16 protein-coding genes and 1 other RNA gene are annotated in these 18710 nt (G+C 71.7%); 4 read left to right on the forward strand and 13 right to left on the reverse strand.

Annotated elements, in window-relative coordinates; translation table 11 throughout:
- Positions 1-10: 10 nt before the first annotated feature.
- The 3 genes from A4E84_RS15545 to A4E84_RS15555 form a co-directional block, all read right to left on the reverse strand.
- Positions 11-1162, reverse strand: coding sequence for a uroporphyrinogen-III synthase (locus tag A4E84_RS15545; protein ID WP_062927156.1), 1152 nt, complete (start codon positions 1160-1162; stop codon positions 11-13).
- A gap of 116 nt (positions 1163-1278) precedes the next feature.
- Positions 1279-2664, reverse strand: a complete 1386-nt coding sequence (locus tag A4E84_RS15550) for a nitrate/nitrite transporter (protein ID WP_062927157.1) — start codon at positions 2662-2664, stop codon at positions 1279-1281.
- 157 nt (positions 2665-2821) lie between these two features.
- Positions 2822-3739, reverse strand: a complete 918-nt coding sequence (locus A4E84_RS15555; RefSeq protein ID WP_062927158.1) for a hypothetical protein — start codon at positions 3737-3739, stop codon at positions 2822-2824.
- 123 nt (positions 3740-3862) lie between these two features.
- Here A4E84_RS15555 and A4E84_RS44515 point away from each other — a divergent pair, with 123 nt between their 5' ends.
- Positions 3863-4093 carry a hypothetical protein gene (locus A4E84_RS44515; RefSeq protein WP_062927159.1) on the forward strand — a complete coding sequence of 77 codons (231 nt, stop codon included), beginning with the start codon at positions 3863-3865 and terminating at the stop codon, positions 4091-4093.
- Between the two features lie 219 nt (positions 4094-4312).
- On the opposite strand, the gene A4E84_RS15565 is transcribed toward A4E84_RS44515, so the two are convergent.
- The 6 genes from A4E84_RS15565 to A4E84_RS15590 form a co-directional block, all read right to left on the reverse strand.
- The gene (locus A4E84_RS15565; RefSeq protein WP_062927160.1) at positions 4313-5524 is read right to left on the reverse strand and encodes an acyltransferase family protein; all 1212 of its coding nucleotides are present in this window, start codon (positions 5522-5524) and stop codon (positions 4313-4315) included.
- Complete coding sequence (locus tag A4E84_RS15570) at positions 5521-7713, reverse strand: bifunctional polysaccharide deacetylase/glycosyltransferase family 2 protein (RefSeq protein WP_062927161.1); 2193 nt, start codon at positions 7711-7713, stop codon at positions 5521-5523. The genes A4E84_RS15565 and A4E84_RS15570 overlap by 4 nt, the downstream gene beginning before the upstream one ends.
- A 371-nt stretch (positions 7714-8084) precedes the next feature.
- Positions 8085-9059: a hypothetical protein gene (locus tag A4E84_RS15575; RefSeq protein ID WP_237304921.1), complete on the reverse strand. Its 975-nt coding sequence runs from the start codon at positions 9057-9059 to the stop codon at positions 8085-8087.
- Between the two features lie 214 nt (positions 9060-9273).
- The gene (locus tag A4E84_RS15580) at positions 9274-10239 is read right to left on the reverse strand and encodes a LysR family transcriptional regulator (RefSeq protein WP_062927162.1); all 966 of its coding nucleotides are present in this window, start codon (positions 10237-10239) and stop codon (positions 9274-9276) included.
- Between the two features lie 50 nt (positions 10240-10289).
- Positions 10290-11129: a hypothetical protein gene (locus A4E84_RS15585; RefSeq protein ID WP_237304922.1), complete on the reverse strand. Its 840-nt coding sequence runs from the start codon at positions 11127-11129 to the stop codon at positions 10290-10292.
- 13 nt (positions 11130-11142) lie between these two features.
- Entirely contained in the window at positions 11143-11388 is a 246-nt protein-coding gene (locus A4E84_RS15590) for a hypothetical protein (protein ID WP_062927163.1), read from the reverse strand.
- 249 nt (positions 11389-11637) lie between these two features.
- Between A4E84_RS15590 and A4E84_RS15595 the strand changes: the two genes are divergently transcribed.
- The 3 genes from A4E84_RS15595 (at position 11638) to A4E84_RS15605 (ending at position 16182) form a co-directional block, all read left to right on the forward strand.
- Positions 11638-12846 carry an MFS transporter gene (locus tag A4E84_RS15595; RefSeq protein ID WP_062927164.1) on the forward strand — a complete coding sequence of 403 codons (1209 nt, stop codon included), beginning with the start codon at positions 11638-11640 and terminating at the stop codon, positions 12844-12846.
- Positions 12847-12922: 76 nt separating this feature from the next.
- Positions 12923-15172 (forward strand): alpha-xylosidase, encoded by a 2250-nt coding sequence (gene yicI / locus A4E84_RS15600; protein ID WP_062927165.1) that lies wholly within the window; start codon positions 12923-12925, stop codon positions 15170-15172.
- Positions 15172-16182, forward strand: coding sequence for a LacI family DNA-binding transcriptional regulator (locus A4E84_RS15605; RefSeq protein WP_062927166.1), 1011 nt, complete (start codon positions 15172-15174; stop codon positions 16180-16182). The genes yicI and A4E84_RS15605 overlap by 1 nt, the downstream gene beginning before the upstream one ends.
- A gap of 59 nt (positions 16183-16241) precedes the next feature.
- Here the strand turns inward: A4E84_RS15605 and A4E84_RS42910 are convergent, their stop codons facing one another.
- The 4 genes from A4E84_RS42910 to A4E84_RS15620 form a co-directional block, all read right to left on the reverse strand.
- Complete coding sequence (locus A4E84_RS42910) at positions 16242-16403, reverse strand: hypothetical protein (RefSeq protein ID WP_159029581.1); 162 nt, start codon at positions 16401-16403, stop codon at positions 16242-16244.
- Positions 16404-16474: 71 nt separating this feature from the next.
- Positions 16475-16863: a transfer-messenger RNA gene (gene ssrA, locus A4E84_RS15610) on the reverse strand.
- A gap of 99 nt (positions 16864-16962) precedes the next feature.
- Complete coding sequence (gene smpB / locus A4E84_RS15615; protein ID WP_062927167.1) at positions 16963-17445, reverse strand: SsrA-binding protein SmpB; 483 nt, start codon at positions 17443-17445, stop codon at positions 16963-16965.
- 46 nt (positions 17446-17491) lie between these two features.
- A complete protein-coding gene (locus A4E84_RS15620) occupies positions 17492-18661 on the reverse strand; it encodes a S41 family peptidase (protein ID WP_079128975.1) in 1170 nt (389 codons plus the stop codon).
- Between the last annotated feature and the right edge of the window lie 49 nt (positions 18662-18710).

The raw sequence follows: 18710 nt of genomic DNA on the forward strand, positions 1-18710 counted from the left end.
CCGGACGACATCACGCGTCCGCGTACTTCGTCTCCGCGCTGGGGTCCAGGGCCAGGCGGTAGCCCCGCTTGACCACCGTCTGGATCAGCTTCGGGGTGCCGAGGGCCGTGCGGAGGCGGGCCATGGCCGTTTCGACCGCGTGTTCGTCGCGGCCGGAGCCGGGGAGGGCGCGCAGGAGGTCCGCGCGGGCCACGACCCAGCCGGGGCGCCGGGAGAGGGCGCGCAGGAGGGACATGCCGGCGGGCGGGACCGGCTTGAGGTGGCCGTCGACCAGGACGGCGTGGCCCCGGATCTCCACGCGGTGCCCGGCGACGGGGAGGGAGCGGGCCCGCGCGGGGAGTTCCTGGCAGAGGAGCTGCACCAGGGGGCCGAGCCGGAAGCGCTCCGGCTGGATCGTGTCGATGCCGCGGGACTGCAGGGGCAGTGCGGTGACCGGGCCCACGCAGGCGGGCAGGACGTCGTGGCCGAGCGCCGCCAGGACCTCGTCGAGCAGCCCGCGCTCCTCCGCCCGGGAGAGGAGGGAGGCCGCTGCGGGGGCGCTGGTGAAGGTGACCGCGTCCAGGGCCCGGCCGACCGTCGCGTCCAGCAGGCGGTCGACCGGTGTGATGTCCTCCGGTGGCATCCAGCGGTACACGGGCACCCCGAGCACCTCGGCCCCGCCCGCCCGCAGCGCCTCCACGAAGCCGGGCAGCGGCTCACCGTGCAACTGGATCGCGATGCGCAGGCCGTCGACGCCCTCCTCCAGCAGCCGGTCCAGCACCTCCGCCATGGACTCCGACGACGGCGACCACTCCTCCGTCAGGCCGGCGGCCCGGACCGCGCCCTTGACCTTCGGCCCGCGCGCCATGATCCGTACGCCGCCCAGCCGTGCCAGCAACTCCTCGCCCAGCCCCCAGCCGTCGGCGGCTTCGACCCAGCCCCGGAAGCCGATCGCGGTCGTGGCCACGACGATGTCCGGCACCTGCTCGATGATCTCCTTCGTCGCGGCCAGCAGTTCGCTGTCGTCGGCGAGCGGCACGATCCTGAGGGCAGGGGCGTGCAGGACGGCGGCACCGCGTCGCTGCAGCAGCGCCCCGAGCTCATCGGCCCGGCGCGCGGCCGTCACACCCACGGTGAAACCCGCCAGGGGTCCGTGGTCCGGTCGCTGTTCTTCCTCGTACATGGCTCTCGTCCCGCACTCGAGTCGTCGTACTTATGGGTACGGCGTACCTACATGCCGATCGAGCCTGTCAACGGCTCGTGACAGGCCAGGATCGGCTTGATGACGACGGTGTTACGTCACACCCTGGCGTAGCTGAGCTGCGGCTCCGCCTCCGAGGTCGCCGTCGTGGCGGGTACCCGGGGGGTCGTGCGGCGAAGGTATACGGCCCAGGTGACCAGGAAGCAGACCGCGTAGAAGGCGAGGAAGGCGACGAAGGCGCCGGTGCCGGAGCCGTAGGAGAGGAAGGACTGGCGGAAGGCGAGGTTGATGCCGACGCCGCCGAGCGCGCCCACCGCGCCGATGAGCCCCATGGAGGCGCCGGAGAGGCGACGCCCGTGGGCAGCGGCCGCTTCACCCTTCAGCCCCTTGGCGAGGGCCTTGTTCTGGAAGATGCCCGGGATCATCTTGAACGTCGAGCCGTTGCCGATGCCGGTGAGCACGAACAGCACCACGAACGCGACGGTGAACAGCGCCAGCGACTTCTCCATGCTCGCGGAGATGAGGACGGCGGTCGCCGCGCCCATGGCGACGTAGTTCCACAGGGTGATCTTCGCGCCGCCGTACTTGTCGGCCATCCAGCCGCCCAGGGGACGGATCAGCGAGCCGAGGAGCGGACCGATGAAGGTGACGTACGCGGCCTCCAGCGGGGTGCGTCCGAACTGGTTCGTCAGGACCTGCCCGAAGGCGAAGCTGTATCCGATGAACGACCCGAAGGTGCCGATGTAGAGGAACGACATGATCCAGGTGTGCGGGTCCCGCGCGGCGTCCTTGGCGGCGCCGGTGTCGTTCTTCACGTTCTCGATGTTGTCCATGAAGAGCGCGGCCAGGACGGCGGCGACGACGATCAGCGGGATGTAGATCCCGAGCAGCACGCGCGGGCCGCCGCTCGCGCCGATGATCGCGAGCGCGGCGAGCTGGATCACCGGTACGCCGATGTTTCCGCCGCCCGCGTTCAGGCCGAGGGCCCAGCCCTTCTTCCGCAGCGGGAAGAAGGCGTTGATGTTGGTCATGGAGGAAGCGAAGTTGCCGCCGCCGATGCCGGCCAGCAGACCGACGAGGAGGAAGGTGGCGAAGGAGGTCCCCGGCTCCATCACGGCGAACGCGGCGACGGTCGGGACCAGCAGGAGGCTCGCGGAGATGATCGTCCAGTTCCGTCCGCCGAAGATCGCCACGGCGAAGGTGTAGGGGACGCGGACGACCGCGCCGACCAGCGTGACCATCGAGGTCAGCATGAACTTGTCGGCCGGGGTGAGCCCGTACTCCGGGCCCATGAACAGCACCAGCACGGACCACAGGGTCCAGATCGAGAAGCCGATGTGCTCGGACAGCACGGAGAAGAAGAGGTTCCTCCGAGCGACCTTCTCCCCGGTCTCCTTCCAGAACGTCTCGTTCTCCGGGTCCCAGTGCCGGATCCAGCGTCCGCCCTTGCTCGGGGGTGCGGGTGCTGTGCCAGGACCTGTCATGACGCCTCCACTGTGCTCCGGGCTCGGTCGTACTTCGAGTGACTGACCCCGAAGGTAGGGAGGACGCGTTTCCTGCCTGTGGCACCGCGGGTGTCCGCGAGGGAACTTTGCTCTCACCCCCGGCTCGGGCGGGATGAGAGGTTCCGGCAGGTTTCGCTCAGGGCTGCGGGGGCTGCCAGTGCGGGTTCTGCTGCTGGGAGTGGGGCTGGTTGTACGGCTGGCCGTACGGGCCCGGGGGCTGCGCTCCGTAGGGGCCGGGGGCGGGCTGACCCTGGTACGGGCCCGGCGCGGGCCGGCCGGGGTAGGGGCCGGCGGCGGGCGGACCACCGTAGGCGCCCGGGGCGGGCTGACCGCCGTAGGGGCCCGGGGCGGGCTGACCGCCGTACGGTGCCGGTGCCGGTGCCGGGGGCTGCTGCGCGTACGGGCCCGAGGGCTGCTGCCCGTAGGGTCCGCCCGCGAACGGATTGCCCTGCCCGGGCAGCTGGGCCCCCGGCGGCAGATACCGCGTCCGGCCGTTCTCGTCCGTCACCGGCAGGAAGCCGGCCGCCTGCAACCGGGCCGCGAACTTGGCGTTGCGCTTGCGTGTCACCACGAGGCCGATCCCGAGGGCCGCCATGAGCAGCAGCCACACGACTCCGGCCACGACGAAGCCGGCGGACCCGCCTCCGATACGGAAGCCGAGGATCGCGCAGCCGACGGTGCCGCCCAGAGCCCCATACCCCATGCGCTTCTCGGCGTGCTTGCCGGTGAGGTCGAAGTTGATGCGGGCCTTGAGGAGTTCGAACGCGTGCGGCACGACGGGCGGCAGGGAGACCCCGTCGGCCGCGTCGGGGTACTGCGCCCAGTTCTGCCCGGCCCGGCCCCGGGCCTGCGGGCTGGGGTCGGGAAGGATCAGCATGGTGAGCGCGCCGCCGCGGCCGCTGCTCTGACGGACGTCGGCGTACTCGTAGCCGAACTGCTGGGCGACGAAGGCCAGCCGGGCGAGCTTCTTCACGGACGCCATCGGGCTGGTGAGCTCGACGGGTTCCCCGCTCGCCATCAGCCGCAGCATCTTCTGCATCTGCCGCTTACTCATCCCCACCGCTTCCGCCGGCCACTTTGTTCACAAGCGCAACCCGGGCAGTTTTCCACACCGGGAAGGCCGGGACGAACGGGCCCGATATCCTCTGGCGGACCCGACAGGGGAGAGGGAGAGGCCATGTCCGCTGAGTCGGGGGCCGGGCAGCCCGAGGCGCGGCGCTCCACCGCCGGGAACTTCGCCTTCGGAGCGGGTGCGTTCCTCACGCTGGCGACTGCAACCCTCGGCGCGTTCGCGGCCGTGGCCCTGCTGGGCAGAACCGTGGACCCCGGCCCGCTGTCCGGCGTGGCGCCCGGCCACGGGCACCACGCCCTGGTGGTGGGCGGCATCGCGGTCGGCGGGCTGGGGTGAATCCTCCCGGCCCAGCTCACCACGGTCGTCGCGGTCTTCGCGATCGGGTTCGGCTGGGTGCCGCCCGCGCTGGTGCCCTGGGAGCGGTTCGGGCCGGGCGATGGGTTCGGGAAGCTCAAGCCGTCCGCGTCACGCCGGGCGAAGTGACTGGGCCGGCGCTCCCGGACGGTGCAACCCGTCACGACGGGTCCCTGTCCGGGCGCCGGCCCTCGGGCGTGATCAGCCGCCGTGCGCCGCGCGCCTCCGCCCCCCGCGAGCCCTCACACTCGGCTCCTTCGTCGGCCACAACCGCGGCTTCTGCTTCGCCGCCAGGTCCTCAGCCCAGCCGAACGCCAGGACGCAGCAGCCGATCAGGGCCCAGACCAGGAGCAGCACCGGCCACACGCTCTCCAGCAGGCCGGGCACGTTCTGCTCCAGCAGGGGGAAGCCCCACAGGCGGTCCCACAGGGTCGCGGCGATCAGGATGCAGGTGTTGTGCCACAGGTAGATGGTCACGGCCCGGGAGTTGAGCAGGGTGATCGTCCCCGCGAAGGGGCGCAGCCGGCGCGGCCACTCCGTCCAAGAAGGGCTGAGGTGCAGCAGCAGGAACACCGTGCCGAACGACCACAGGGCCTGGGCCAGCGGCATGCTGTCCAGGTCGTTTCCGGTGCCGAAGTCGTGGTGCAGGGCGTACCAGAGACCGGCCAGGGCGATGACGGGGGCGACGGACGGCACGATGTAGCGCGGCAGCCGCCGCAGGATGCCCTCCTGGTGGGCCATGCCGAGGATCCAGCAGGCGCCGAAGGTGGAGAAGTCCGTGAGCGCCGAGGGGATCCGCTCGCCGGGCAGCGTGAGCCAGCCCTGCTCGAAGGCGACGGCCAGGGCGATCGGCGCGAGGATCGTGACGACCGGCAGGGCGCGCAGGGCCTTCAGCAGCAGCGGGGACAGCAGGACGTACCAGAGGTAGGCGCGGATGTACCACAGGGGGCCGGCGAGGTCCGCCGCCCAGTTCTCGCCGATGAAGCCGTGGATGCCGGGCAGGCCCTCCGCGTACGGCGGGTCGCTGAGCGGGACGATCCAGAAGGTGAGGTGGAGCAGCCACCAGCCGGGGTGCCCGTCCGCGTCCGGACCCCACCCCTGCAGGACCATGCCGGTGACGCCGACGACGCCCAGCAGCCACAGCGGGGGCAGCAGCCGGCGCAGCCGGCCGCGGATCACCTGCACGGCCGGGCGCTTCAGCGAGCGGGCCATGAGGCTCCCGGCGAGCGCGAACATCACGCCCATGGACGGGAACAGCAGCGGCAGCCAGGCCCAGCCCGTCAGGTGGTACAGCACGACGCGGAACAGCGCGAGGGCGCGCAGCAGGTCGAAGTACCGGTCGCGGCCGGGCTGCTTCGAGGAGGTCCGCTCCTGAGGAGCCGCCTCGGCCGCGGTGGTCACCTGCGTGGTCATCCGACCGGCCTCTTCTCCGTCATCTGCTGGGGCGTGCCGGTTCCGGACCCGGGCAGGCCCACCGCGCCCGTGCGCCGCAGCTTCTGCCAGCGCAGCCGGCCGCCGGTGAGGGCGGTGATCCAGGACTGGAGCAGGACGACGTACATCAGCTGGCGGTAGAGGAGCTGCTGGAGCGGGAGGGAGATCAGGTGGGTCATGCGTTCCTTGTCGAGGTGGAACGCGTAGGCCGCGCACACGCCCTGCACCGCGAGGACGCCGAGCCAGGCGCCGATGGTCTTCTCGGTGGGGCCGAACACCAGCCCGTACAGCAGGAACACGTCGATCAGGGGGGCCAGCAGCGGTGCCACGACCATGAACATGGACACCAGCGGCATGCCAACCCGGCCGAAGCGGCCCGAGGGTCCCCGTTCGAAGACGGACCGGCGGTGCTTCCAGATGGCCTGCATGGTGCCGTACGACCAGCGGTAGCGCTGGGACCACAGCTGCTGGACGGACTCGGGGGCCTCGGTCCAGGCCACGGCCTTCTCGGCGTACACCACGTGCCAGCCGTCGCGGTGCATGGCCATGGTGATGTCGGTGTCCTCGGCGAGCGTGTCGTCGCTCATGCCTCCGACGCGTTCCAGTGCGCTGCGCCGGAACGCCCCGACCGCGCCGGGGATGGTGGGCATGCAGCGCAGCACGTCGTACATGCGGCGGTCGAGGTTGAAGCCCATCACGTACTCGATGTGCTGCCACGCGCCGATGAGCGAGTCCCGGTTGCCGACCTTGGCGTTGCCCGCGACGGCGCCGACGCGCGGGTCGCCGAAGGGCTGGACGAGTTCGCGGACGGTGGTCGGCTCGAAGACGGTGTCGCCGTCCATCATCACGATCAGGTCGTACTTGGCGTTGGCGATGCCCCGGTTGAGGGCGGCGGGCTTGCCGGCGTTGAGCTGGCGGACGACCCGCACACCGGGCAGGCCCAGGTTCTCGACGATACGGGCGGTGCCGTCGCTGGAACCGTCGTCGATGACCAGCACCTCGATGGGGTGGTCGCTGGCGACGAGCGAACGGACCGTCTGCTCGATGCACTTGGCCTCGTTGTAGGCGGGCACGAGGACGGACACCGGTTCCGTGACGGGTTCGCCCCAGCTGAACCCGCGGCGCCGGACCCGGCGGGCGTGCGCCACGGAGAGGATCAGCATCAGCCCGAGACGCCCGAAGACCAGCACACCGACGACAGCGAGGCCGGCGACGAGAACCCCGGTCACCTTCTCGGAGGCCTGCACCAGGAAGACCCACGCCTCGCCCTTCAGCGACTCCAGCCCGGCGACGCGGGTGTGCGCGCTCGGTGCGTCCAGTGCGCCGGTGAGGGTGTGGAAGCGGTAGCCCTTGTCCTGCAGCCCCGAGATGTAGTCGTCGAGGGCGGCCACGGTCTGGGAGCGGTCACCGCCGGAGTCGTGCATCAGCACGATGGCGCCCTTGCCGTCCTTCGGCGTGGCATTGCTGATGATCTTCTTGACCCCGGGCCGGCGCCAGTCCTCACTGTCGGTGTTGTTGACGATGGTGATGTAGCCCTTGCTGCCGATGTACTCGGCGACCGGCCAGGTGTTGTTGTCCATGTTGTGGGCGAACGACGAGTAGGGCGGGCGGAACAGCGAGGTGCGGATACCGGCCGCCCCGGCCAGCGCGAGCTGGTTCTGGGACAGCTCCCAGTCGACGCGGCTCTTGGTCTGCAGCGACAGGTCCGGGTGGTTGAAGGTGTGCAGGCCGATCTCGTGGCCCTCGTCGACCATGCGCTGGACGAGGTCCGGGTGACGGGAGGCCATGGTGCCGGTGATGAAGAAGACGGCCCGGGCGTCGTACTTCTTCAGGACGTCGAGGACCTTGGGCGTCCACATCGGGTCGGGGCCGTCGTCGAAGGTCAGGACCAGTTCGCCGTCCGGGAGGTCCAGAGCGGTGGGCTTCCCGCCCCGGGTGTCGATGACGGGCCCGCCCTTCAGGATGTCCTTCGGGACGCGGTCGTTCGCCGCGGGCGGGCCGACACGGTGGTCGGCGAGGATCTCGCTGTGCACGTAGCCGCGCAGCATGAGCATCGCGCCGAGCGCGACGAGCACGAGCAGGGGCAGCAACAGACGCATGGGCAGGCGCCGGCGCCTGAAGCCGTCACGGGCTCGCGACGCGGGCCCGGAACGGCGAGTACGGGATGCCATGGGTGGTGGTACTCCGGGGTGGTGCGGGATGGGGTGATACGGGGACGGAGGCGGGCGGGCGGACGGTGAGGTGGGCCGGGCCCGGCCGGTCGGGGACGTCTCGGCTGCGCGGGGTGGGGCGCACTCCGCGGCGTCCTGAGGTCCCGCTGCGGGAGCGGGACGAGTGGGTGGAGCGGATGGATCGGGTGGAGCGGATGGAGCGGGTGATCGCGAAATGGGCTGCTCCGCTCCGGAGAGCTCGGGGTTCCCTCCCCGCCGGCCGGACCGGTGCGGGAGCGGCGCCCCGCCGAAAGGGCCGGTGGAGCGGCGCCCCGCCAGAAAGGCCGGTGGAGCGGCGCCCGGGCGGTGGGCGCCGCTTCCGCGGGCACGGCCTAGGCGGCGGCCGGTGTCTCCGCGACGGGCTGCGGCTCGGCCGGGCCCTCGGCGACGGGCTGCGGCTCGGCCGGGCCCTCGGCGACGGTGCCGCCGTCGCCGCCGGTGCCCGTCGTCTCGGTGGGCGTGGCCGTGGGCTCGACCGTCGGGGTCGGGTCGGTGGCCGGTGTGCTCGGCGGGTCCGCCGGTTTGGTGGGGGCCGGGACGGTGGCCTTGCCGCCCGGTGCCGGGGCGGTCCGGGTCGCGCTCGGCGAGGGCTCGGCGGATGTGCCGGGACGGCCGGGGGCGGCGGTGGCCTCGGGTGCGGCGGCGCTGGGGCCGGGCGCGGGTGCCGTGGCCTGGCCGGTCGTCGGCGTGCTGCCCGGCGCGGTGGCGCCGGTGTCCGTGGCGGGTGCCGACTCGGCGGGCAGCGACGGGGTGTCGACCTGCCCGGCCGGCGGGTTGTCGTCCTTGGTCGGCACGGGCAGCCAGGGAGCGTTGGAGTTGCCCGACAGCAGCGTGGCCACGATGACTACGGCGTAGGCCCCGCAGGCCAGGGCTACGGCCATGCCGATCCGGCGGTAGCGGCGGCTGCGGCGGCCGGACTCGTCGACGAAGACGGGCCGGTCGGCGGCGGCCTCGGCGCCCGGGCCCTCCTTGACCTGCCGCAGGAAGCCGTCGCCGAGCTGCACGGCGTCGAGCTGGACGGTGACCTCGTGTGGGTCGTGGGTCTGCCCGTCGGCGGCAGGGGTGTCCTCCGACGGGTCGGCTCCGGCTTCCTCCTGCTCCTGCCAGGGGTCGCGGACCGAGGTCCCGTTCGCCGGCTGCGGGGCGAGCGAGTCGGCCTCGCCCTCGCTCTGGCGGGGAATGCCGCGCAGTATCTCCGTCCCGGCGGGCAGCCGGTGGCCGGTCGTGCGGACATCGCGGTCGGGGAAGACCTGAGTGGCTCTCCCGTCCCGGGCTCCGCTGTCCGACGGGAGTTCCCCGGTAGCCATAACGGCCTCGGGCCACTCTGGTTGGGCGTCTTCTCGCCACTGTTTCACGCTCACGCACTTCCCCCCACGGGATGGTTCAGGTGCGCTTGCCGACCTGAGCACCCGCCGTCGGATCGGGCCCCCACCCGTCCGAGCGCCCCCTCTTACCACACCGTGCTCAGGCGTCGAATGTAGCGCACGCGCAGGTTTCGTGTGGGCGCCGTGTCGAATCGTGTCAACCGTGAGACGCCATGAGGACATCGTCTCCGGCCGGGAGCCAGGCACCCCGGGGCCTGCGCAACCAGCCCGTTTCCGCGGCCAGCCGGGCCGCCGCCCGGCGCAACGCGTCGAACGCGGGATGGGTCAGGCCCTTGCGCCACACCAGGGAGACGGGGGCCAGCGGAACCGGGTCGACCAGGGGCCGCACCACCATCGACGGGAGCGCCGGGAACTCCACGACGGCCAGGACCGGGTTGCGCGTTCTGGCCATGATCCGCTGGAACTCCTCATCCCCGACGGCCAGCGGCGCGGGTGGCGCGATATCGATGCCCCGTCCTTCGAACAGCAGCCGTGCGAGACCGGTCCACTCCGGTGTACGCGGGTTGCCGGCGCCGGCGTAGACGCTCTCGCCGGCCAGCTCGGCGAGCGGCACAGCGTCCCACGCGGCCAGCCGGTGATCGTCCGGCAGCACGATCGCCATCGGCTCCAACCGCACGGGCTGGTGGTCGAGCCCGGACCGCAGCGCCGGGTCCAGCCCGGCGAACCGTCCGAACGACGCGTCCAGCCGGCCGGCGAGCAGTTCTCCGGCGGCTCCCGTCAGGCCGCTCTCGTAGCGGGCCATCAGTTCGTGGCGGGGGGCGAGTTCACGCGCCTCGTGCAGCACCCGGCGCGGTGTGACCAGGCCCGGGGAGTTGAGGTCGACCAGCAGCGGCCTCGCCTGGCCGAAGGCGGCGAGCAGTTCCTCCTGCGCCTGGAGCACCCGGCGGGCGTACGGCAGCAGCCGCTCCCCGTCGGGGGTGAGCGTCACCTGCCGGGTGGTCCGCACGAACAACTCGGCACCGAGCTCCCGCTCCAGTCGCCGCACGTCCCGGCTGAGCGCCTGCTGAGCCACGTGCAACCGCACCGCGGCACGCGTGAAGTGCAACTCCTCGGCGACGGCGACGAAGCCGCGCAGCAGACGGTGATCGAGGTGCCCGGACATGCCGCGAACCTACAGCGGCCGGAGCGCGGGGGTGCGCGGCCCTCCCGGACTCAGGGGCCGGTGCCCTTCAGGGACGTCCCGGCCTCGCCCGTGCGGGCGTCCGGGTCCTTCGGGCCCTCCGCGTTCTTCCGGCCCTCCGCACCCGCTTCCGGCGGAGCCTGCCCCACCCGGTGCCGGGGTACCGACCGCATCGGCGGTCTGGTCAGGGTGATCTGGCGGACGACCTGCTGGAAGCAGGCCAGGGCGGCGAGGCCGGGCAGGGCGGCCGCCGCGGTGCCGAGGATCGTCCGCGGCGCCTGGACGACGCACAGCAGCACGGCGATGGAGGAGAAGACCAGGACCACGCACCAGGAGTGCACGGCACGGCGCTGGTGCAGCGCGGCACGCAGGACGGACAGGGAGCCCACCAACCAGGGCCCGTACACCAGCAGCGGCCACCAGGTGCGCAGGCCCCGAGCCGCGGGGGACACGGCGACCAGCCGCAGGGGGTCGTAGGCGACGATGCCGCTGAGGAGGCTCACCGCGGAGGCGATGACGGCCGCCAGGGCGGCGACGAGGAAGCTGGTGGTGCGGAGCAGGCCGTGGGCTTTGCGGGCCCGGACCTTGCGGTGCCGCCGGGGCAGCTCCCGTACGGGCGGCAGTTCCTCGGTGATGTCCTGGAGCCGTCGCATATGGATGCCCGGGGCGGCGGCCGGTGCCGGATCCGCGGCGGGGACCGGGTCCTCGTCCCGGGGTGCGGGAATCCTCGCCGCCTGCTCCCCGAGGGCCTCCTCCAGGATGAACGCCAGTTCCTCGGCGGGGTCCCAGGTCGGGTCCGGTGGTGTGAGGGGGGTGATGAAATCGCGGGCCGGAGCCCGATGCCGGCCGGTGCCCTCTACTTTGTCGTACATGGCGGGACCCCGACTATTCCGCGAGCGCGAAAGCGGGCCAATCCGTGGCACTGATCCACCGTCGGGCGAGATCCTTTTCCAGTGCGCTCATGCGGTCGATGAAATCGCGCAGAACCGGCTCGGTCACCTGCAGCGCGACCGGGCAACCCCCTTTGGTGAGCGTCCCGTTGACAGTCGCCGACGAGTGCGCTGGAGCGGGAATGTAGGTGTACGGGCCGAGCGTTACCGCCCAGCCGTCTTTCCTGGTCGCCTCGGTCATGTACCGACTAACCGTCGGCCCACTTCGGCGGATGCGCGGCAAACGAGTGAAGGATTTTCCCGAATGAACATCTTTTCCATGCGCCATGAGGAGCATTAGGAATCTCCATATCCCTGTATGAAGAACAAGGAGCGAACGTTTTCCGCCACGCTCTTCCGGCCTCCCCGTCGCGGATCCACAACCCAGGTGCGTGACTGCGCACGGAACAGGTGTTGGACCGCTTGATCGTCCCCGGGCGACGGTGGACGCATGCCGCAACTCTCCCCGTACCGCCGCCTGTTCCGCCTGCCCGGCACCCGCGCGTTCACCGCCGGGAACCTCATCGCCCGGCTGCCGATGGGCATGTTCAGCGTCAGCGCGGTCGTGATGATCGCCGGGAGCCGGGGTTCGTACGCCCTTGCCGGGGCCGTCACGGCGACGGGGCTCGCGGCGACCGCTCTGGTCGCACCGTGGATCGCCCGGCTCGTCGACCGGCACGGCCAAGCCCGGGTGGCCCTGCCCGCCACGATGATCGCCGTCCTCGGCTCGCTCTGTCTGCTGCTGTGCGTGCACCACGACGCCCCGGACTGGACGCTGTTCGCCTCCTACGCCGCCACCGCCACCACGCCGAACACCGGCGGCATGTCCCGGGCCCGCTGGGCGCATCTGCTGGCCGGCGATCCGGAGGCGCTGCACACCGCCAACTCCTTCGAGCAGGCGGCGGACGAACTGTGCTTCATGCTGGGCCCGGTGCTCGCGGCCTTCCTGTGCGGGGCGTTCTTCCCCGAGGCGGGCACGCTCGTGGGCTCGGTGCTGCTGCTGACCGGCATGGTCCTGTTCACGACCCGGCGCGCGACGGAGCCCCCGGTGCGCGCACACATACCCGGCAAGGCGCCCCTGCGCGCCCCCGGCATCCCCCCGCTGCTCGCGGTCTGCCTGGCGATGGGCGCCGTCTTCGGCGCTACGGAGGTCGTCACGCTGGCGTTCGCCGACGCGCAGGGGCGGCAGTCGGCGGCCGGTGTCGTGCTCGCGCTCCAGGCCGCGGGCTCCTGCGGGGCGGGCCTGCTGTACGGCGCCGTGAAGCCCGCCGGTCCGGCCGCGGCGCGGCTGCCCTGGTGCGTGGCGGCGATGGCCGGGCTGCTGGCCCTGCCGCTGCTCGCCGCGGCCCTCACCGGTTCGCTCCTCGCCCTGGCGGCGGCGCTGCTGGTCGCCGGGATGGCGACGGCCCCGACGATGGTCACCACCATGACGCTGGTCCAGGAGCGCACCCCCGAGGGCCGGCTGAACGAGGGCATGACCCTCGCGGTGACCGGACTGCTCGGCGGCATCGCCTGCGGCAGTGCGATCGGCGGCTGGACGGTGGAGCACCTCTCGCCGACGGCCGGCTACGTGGTCCCGGTGACGGCGGCGTCCGTGGCCCTGGCATTGTCCCTGCGCCGCGCTTCGAATCGCTTCACCGTTATCCCCACGCACCATTGACGCCCTCAGGTCCCCCGCATACGTTCGATCGTCGAAGCGCTTCGACGTCATGCGCCGGGAGAGTAGGGACCCCCACATGAAGTTCACCGACGGCTACTGGCTCCTGCGCGAGGGCGTCACCGCGGCCCACCCGGCCCAGGCCCTCGACGTCACCGAGTCGGACGGCGCCCTGGAGATCCACGCGCCGACGCGGACCGTCCGCTCGCGCGGCGACCTGATGACCGGCCCGGTCCTCACGGTCAAGGTGCACACCCCCATGCCCGGCGTCATCGGCCTGACCCTGACGCACTTCACCGGCGGCGAGCCCCTCGGCCCCGAGTTCGAGCTCATGGCGTCGGACACCACCGCGGAGATCTCGTACGACGACGAGCACGCGACCCTGACCTCCGGCGACCTGTCGGTCCGGCTGGCCCGGGGCGGGCCGTGGCACGTCGAGTTCCTCGCGCACGGCCGTACGCTCACCAGCAGCGGCCACAAGAACGCGGGCATCATGCGGGACGCCTCGGGCGCCCACCACCTGCGCGAGCAGCTGGTCCTGAACGTCGGCACGTCCGTCTACGGCCTCGGTGAGCGCTTCGGTCCGCTGGTGAAGAACGGCCAGGTCGTCGACATCTGGCAGGCCGACGGCGGCACGTGCAGCGAACAGGCCTACAAGAACGTGCCGTTCTACCTCACCGACGCGGGCTACGGCGTCTTCGTCGACCACCCGGGCAAGGTGTCCTTCGAGGTCGCCTCGGAGGTGGTCTCCCGGGTGCAGTTCAGCGCGGAGACGCAGGAGCTGACGTACTACGTCGTCCACGGCCCCACCCCGAAGGAGATCCTGCGCAGGTACACGGCCCTGACCGGCCGCCCGGCCCTGCCGCCCGCCTGGTCGTTCGGCCTGTGGCTGTCGACGTCCTTCACCACCTCCTACGACGAGGAGACGGTGACGTCCTTCATCGACGGCATGCGGGAGCGTGAACTGCCGCTGTCCGTCTTCCACTTCGACTGCTTCTGGATGCGCGAGTTCAACTGGTGCGACTTCCGGTGGGATCCCCGCGTCTTTCCCGACCCGGAGGGCATGCTGGCCCGGCTGAGCGCCCGTGACCTGCGGGTCTCCGTCTGGATCAATCCGTACATCGCCCAGCGCTCCCCGCTGTTCGCCGAGGGCAAGGCGCTCGGGCACCTGCTGAGGCGGCCGGACGGCAGCGTCTGGCAGTGGGACATGTGGCAGCCCGGCATGGCCCTGGTCGACTTCACCTCCCCGGCCGCCCGCGACTGGTACGCCGCCAAGCTGGAGGCGCTGCTCGGGCAGGGCGTCGACTGCTTCAAGACCGACTTCGGCGAACGGGTGCCGCTCGACGTGGTCTGGTCCGACGGCTCGGACCCCGAGCGGATGCACAACTACTACACGTACCTGTACAACCGCACGGTCTTCGAGGTGCTGCGCAAGCACCGGGGCGAGCAGGAGGCCGTCCTCTTCGCACGGTCGGCGACGGCGGGGAGCCAACAGTTCCCCGTGCACTGGGGCGGCGACTGCGAGGCGACGTACGAGTCGATGGCGGAGTCGCTGCGCGGCGGCCTGTCGCTGGGCCTGTCGGGATTCGGCTTCTGGAGCCATGACATCGGCGGCTTCGAGGGCACCCCGACCCCGGCCCTGTTCAAGCGCTGGCTGGCCTTCGGACTGCTCTCCTCGCACAGCCGCCTGCACGGCAGCAGCTCCTACCGGGTCCCCTGGCAGTTCGACGAGGAGTCGGTGGACGTGGCCCGCCACTTCACCCGGCTGAAGCTCCGCCTCATGCCCTACCTGTACGAGACGGCCCGCGCGGCCCACTCCGAAGGCCTGCCCATGATGCGGGCCATGGTGCTGGAGTTCCCCGACGACCCGGGGTGCGCGCACCTGGAACGGCAGTACATGCTCGGCCCGGACCTGCTGGTCGCCCCGGTGTTCAGCGACGAGGGCGACGTCACGTACTACGTCCCCGAGGGCACCTGGACCCACTTCCTGACCGGCGAGACGGTGACCGGCCCGCGCTGGGTGCGCGAACGCCACGGCTTCCTGAGCGCGCCGCTGCTGGTGCGGCCCGGCGCGGTGATCCCGGTCGGCGCGCGGGACGACCGCCCGGACTACGACCACGCCGACGGGGTGACGCTGCGGGCGTACGGCCTGCGGCCCGGCGACGAGGTGACGGTGCCGGTCGGGGACGTGACCTTCACGGTCGTCCGCGAAGGGAACACCCTGCGGGCGACGCGCGGCGCCCCGGCGGCCGCCTGGAGCCTGGCGGCCGGCGGCCACGAGGTCCAGGCCCCGCCCGGCACGGGGCGTATCGCGCTGGAGCTCGGCTGATGGTCAGGATCACGGACGTGGCACGACTGGCCGGGGTCTCCCCCAGCACCGTCTCCTACGCGCTGAGCGGCAAGCGCCCGATCTCCGACGCGACCCGGCGGCGTGTCGAGGCGGCCGTCCGCGACCTGGGCTACCGCCCCCACGCGGGCGCCCGCGGCCCGGCCGGCGGCAAGCAGAACGTCCTGGCCCTGGCGGCGCCGCTCCGCCCCGGCGTGCACACTCCGGTGGTCATGCGGCTGGCGGTGTCGGTGGTGACGACGGCCCGCGCGCACGACCACGACGTCCTGCTCCTCACCCAGGAGGAGGCCGAGGAGGGCCTGAACCGCGCCCTGGGCACGGCGTCGGTGGACGGGCTGCTGCTGACGGACGTCGGACTCCACGACCCCCGTCTCCCCCGGCTCCGCTTCCTGGACAGCCCGTCGGTCCTGATCGGTGTCCCGGCGGACCCGCGCGGCCTGACCTGCGTGGACCTCGACTTCAGGGCGGCGGGCGAGGTCTGTGTGAACCACCTGGCGGGGCTGGGTCACCGCACGGTCGCCCTGGTCGGTTCACCCCCGGAGGTCTACCTCCGCAGAACGGCCTACGCCCACCACCTCATGCAGGGCTTCACCGCGGCAGCCGCCCGGCACGGCCTCACCACGTCCGTCCACCCGGGCGACCCCGACCCCGCCACGGCCCCCCGGCTCGCCGAACGGCTGCTCCGCGAGCATCCCGCCCTCACTGCCGTGGTCATCCACAACGAACCTCTTCTGGCCCCCCTGATCACCGCCTTCGAGCACCTCGGCCTGCGGGTCCCCGCCGACCTCTCCGTCACCGCGGTCTGCCCCGACGACCTGGCGGCGACGCCCCGCGTCCCGGTCACCTCGGTGACCCTGCCGGCCGACGAACTGGGCGCCCACGCGGTGGACCTCCTGATACGGAAGCTGCACGGCGCCCCCGTACCGGAGACGACGCTCCTTGCGCCCCGGCTGACGGAACGGGCGAGCACGTCACACCGGATGCCGGCCTAGGAGCGCGGCCTCCAGCAGCTCCCCCGTCATCTCGATGACCACGGCGTTCTTCCGCATGCTCAGGGGCGAATCCAGAACTGGAGGTCGCCGTCAGGGTCGAAACGCAGTCGGTGATCCCCGACATCGTGGGGTTCCAGAACGGCCCGGACCAGTTCAAGGTCCAGCGGCACGGGGACGTCGGCGCCCGCGGCGAACTTGTAAACCGACGGACTGTAACCCATGAAATCTCCTCGACGACCCATGACAAAGGCCCCGCCGCTCAAAAGCGGCGGGGCCTTCGCCCACATGGGATGAGTGGAGATGGCGGGAATCGAACCCGCGTCCAACGGTGCAGAATCAGGGCTTCTCCGTGTGCAGTTCGCTGCGATTTTCTCGGCCCCGGCGATCACGCGAACAAGTCGCCGACGAGCCCAGTCACTGTTTGATTTCCCATCGAACCCCGTGACCGGGCTCGATGGTTTAGTTCCCTAGCTTATGCCAGGATCCGGGTCGGGAACACTCCCGGGCTGACACCCATTTAGGGTCCTTCAGTCACTGCTTATCAGGCAGCGAGGGCGAAGGACTGGGAATCGCGCTTGGTATTGGCGATTATTTTTTGCGACATATGGTTTACGAGATCATTGCCGCTTCCTCGACACGCTTCCCCTGCTTCGACAGCCGCTGTCGAAACCGATCATCCCCATGTTGTGTTGACAATCCCCTCCGGAGAGAGGCGCGCACCCGCTGTGGGGTGCAGACACCATCCTACGTGACCAACGCGGGTCGGTGCCAGCGTATTCCCTACGCCCCGCGCTGCCTCCGCTTCACCGCAGCGATCGCGCGGTCGGTCTCCCGGCGGTCCTGCTTCTCCCGCAGCGCCTGACGCTTGTCGTACTCCTTCTTGCCCTTCGCCAGCGCGATCTCGACCTTGGCCCGGCCGTCCTTGAAGTACAGCGCGAGCGGCACGATGGTGTGGCCCGTCTCCCCTGTCTTCGACTCCAGCTTGTCGATCTCGGCGCGGTGCAGCAGCAGCTTCCGCTTGCGCCGGGCGCTGTGGTTGGTCCACGTGCCCTGGCTGTACTCCGGCACGTGCACGTTGTGCAGCCACGCCTCGTTCCCGTCGAGCTGCACGAAGCCGTCGACCAGCGACGCCCGTCCCTGGCGCAGGGACTTCACCTCGGTCCCGGTGAGGACCAGGCCGGCCTCGTAGGTGTCGATGATGAGGTAGTCGTGCCGCGCCTTCTTGTTCTGCGCGATCAGCTTGCGCCCTTTTTCCTTAGCCATAGTGCCGACCATTTTCGCACTACGGAGGGGCCCTGCGGAAAGTCGATTACGAGGGGCTCGCGAGGCCGCGCAGTACGGCCTGGGCCCGAGGGAGGGCGTCCTCGCCGGTCTCCAGGTCGGGCGTGATGCCCCGGCCGTCCACCCCGCGGCCGGAGGGGGTGCGGTAGTGCCCGACGGTCAGCTCCGCGACGGAGCCGTCGGGCAGCCGGCTCGGCATCTGGACCGAGCCCTTGCCGAAGGTGCGGGCGCCCACCACGAGCGCCCGCCCGCGGTCCTGTACGGCGCCGGTGAGGAGCTCGGCCGCGCTCATCGTCCCACCGTCGACGAGCGTGACCAGGGGTCTCGTGGTGTCCCCGCCGGGCTCGGCGTGCAGGGCGCGCTGCTCGCCGTCGACGTCGTAGGTGGCGACCAGGCCGCCGTCGAGGAAGGCGGAGGCGGCGGTCACGGCCTCGCCGACCAGACCACCGGAGTTGCCGCGCAGGTCGAGGACGATTCCGGCGCCGGGCGGGGACTGCCGTACGGCTTCGCGGACCTGGTGGCCGGAGTCCTTGGTGAAGGTGGCGACCTTGATCACGGTCACCCGGCCGTCGAGTTCCCGCACGGTCACCGAGTCCGTGGACAGCTGGGCCCGGCGCAGGGTTTCGGTCCACGCGCGGGTGCCGCGCTCCAGGCCGAGGCGGACGGCGGTGCCGGCGGGGGCGTCGGTGGCGTCCCCGCGCAGTAAGGAGACGACCTCCGTGACGGGACGGCCGTCGGTCCTCTCGCCGTCGACGCTGCGCAGCAGGTCTCCGGGGCGGATCCCGGCGGTGGCGGCGGGCGAGCCGGCGCGCACCTTCGTCACCTCGATACGGCCGTCCCGGTCACTGCGGGCCCACAGGCCGACGCCGGTGTACTGGCCGTCGAGGGATTCCTCGAACTCCTCGTACTCGCCCCGGGAGTAGACGGCGGCCCAGCGGTCGCCGCTGCGGCTGACGGCGCGCTTCGCGGCCTGGACCGGGGACTTGCCGTCGGCCATGGCCTCCTCGGCGGCCCGGGCGACGTCCGCGTGGCGCCCGGCCGGACCGGCCGAACGGGCCTCGTCCGGGGCGGACTTCCCCTGGCTCTGCGGCAACGCCCCCGTGGCCGCTCCGGCGACGAGCACGCTCGCGAACACCAAGGTCAGGGCGGCCCCGCGACGGATGCGGCGGGGCTGACAGAACGGGTCACGACCTGACATGCCGGTGAGTCTAGGACAAGCGGAAGGGCCGTACGGCCGGTTGACCGCA

The organism is Streptomyces qaidamensis (assembly GCF_001611795.1).
Lineage (GTDB): Bacteria > Actinomycetota > Actinomycetes > Streptomycetales > Streptomycetaceae > Streptomyces > Streptomyces qaidamensis.

What these genes read in the sequence shown, in the direction of transcription:
- A4E84_RS15570 (WP_062927161.1), bottom strand. Translation starts at nt 7,713, where the DNA reads ATGGCATCCCGTACTCGCCGTTCCGGGCCCGCGTCGCGAGCCCGTGAC.
- A4E84_RS15620 (WP_079128975.1), bottom strand. Translation starts at nt 18,661, where the DNA reads ATGTCAGGTCGTGACCCGTTCTGTCAGCCCCGCCGCATCCGTCGCGGG.
- A4E84_RS15565 (WP_062927160.1), bottom strand. Translation starts at nt 5,524, where the DNA reads ATGACCACGCAGGTGACCACCGCGGCCGAGGCGGCTCCTCAGGAGCGG.
- A4E84_RS15590 (WP_062927163.1), bottom strand. Translation starts at nt 11,388, where the DNA reads ATGACCGAGGCGACCAGGAAAGACGGCTGGGCGGTAACGCTCGGCCCG.
- A4E84_RS42910 (WP_159029581.1), bottom strand. Translation starts at nt 16,403, where the DNA reads ATGGGTTACAGTCCGTCGGTTTACAAGTTCGCCGCGGGCGCCGACGTC.
- A4E84_RS15550 (WP_062927157.1), bottom strand. Translation starts at nt 2,664, where the DNA reads ATGACAGGTCCTGGCACAGCACCCGCACCCCCGAGCAAGGGCGGACGC.
- A4E84_RS15595 (WP_062927164.1), top strand. Translation starts at nt 11,638, where the DNA reads ATGCCGCAACTCTCCCCGTACCGCCGCCTGTTCCGCCTGCCCGGCACC.
- smpB (WP_062927167.1), bottom strand. Translation starts at nt 17,445, where the DNA reads ATGGCTAAGGAAAAAGGGCGCAAGCTGATCGCGCAGAACAAGAAGGCG.
- A4E84_RS15575 (WP_237304921.1), bottom strand. Translation starts at nt 9,059, where the DNA reads ATGGCTACCGGGGAACTCCCGTCGGACAGCGGAGCCCGGGACGGGAGA.
- A4E84_RS15580 (WP_062927162.1), bottom strand. Translation starts at nt 10,239, where the DNA reads ATGTCCGGGCACCTCGATCACCGTCTGCTGCGCGGCTTCGTCGCCGTC.
- A4E84_RS44515 (WP_062927159.1), top strand. Translation starts at nt 3,863, where the DNA reads ATGTCCGCTGAGTCGGGGGCCGGGCAGCCCGAGGCGCGGCGCTCCACC.
- A4E84_RS15585 (WP_237304922.1), bottom strand. Translation starts at nt 11,129, where the DNA reads ATGTACGACAAAGTAGAGGGCACCGGCCGGCATCGGGCTCCGGCCCGC.
- A4E84_RS15555 (WP_062927158.1), bottom strand. Translation starts at nt 3,739, where the DNA reads ATGAGTAAGCGGCAGATGCAGAAGATGCTGCGGCTGATGGCGAGCGGG.
- yicI (WP_062927165.1), top strand. Translation starts at nt 12,923, where the DNA reads ATGAAGTTCACCGACGGCTACTGGCTCCTGCGCGAGGGCGTCACCGCG.
- A4E84_RS15605 (WP_062927166.1), top strand. Translation starts at nt 15,172, where the DNA reads ATGGTCAGGATCACGGACGTGGCACGACTGGCCGGGGTCTCCCCCAGC.
- A4E84_RS15545 (WP_062927156.1), bottom strand. Translation starts at nt 1,162, where the DNA reads ATGTACGAGGAAGAACAGCGACCGGACCACGGACCCCTGGCGGGTTTC.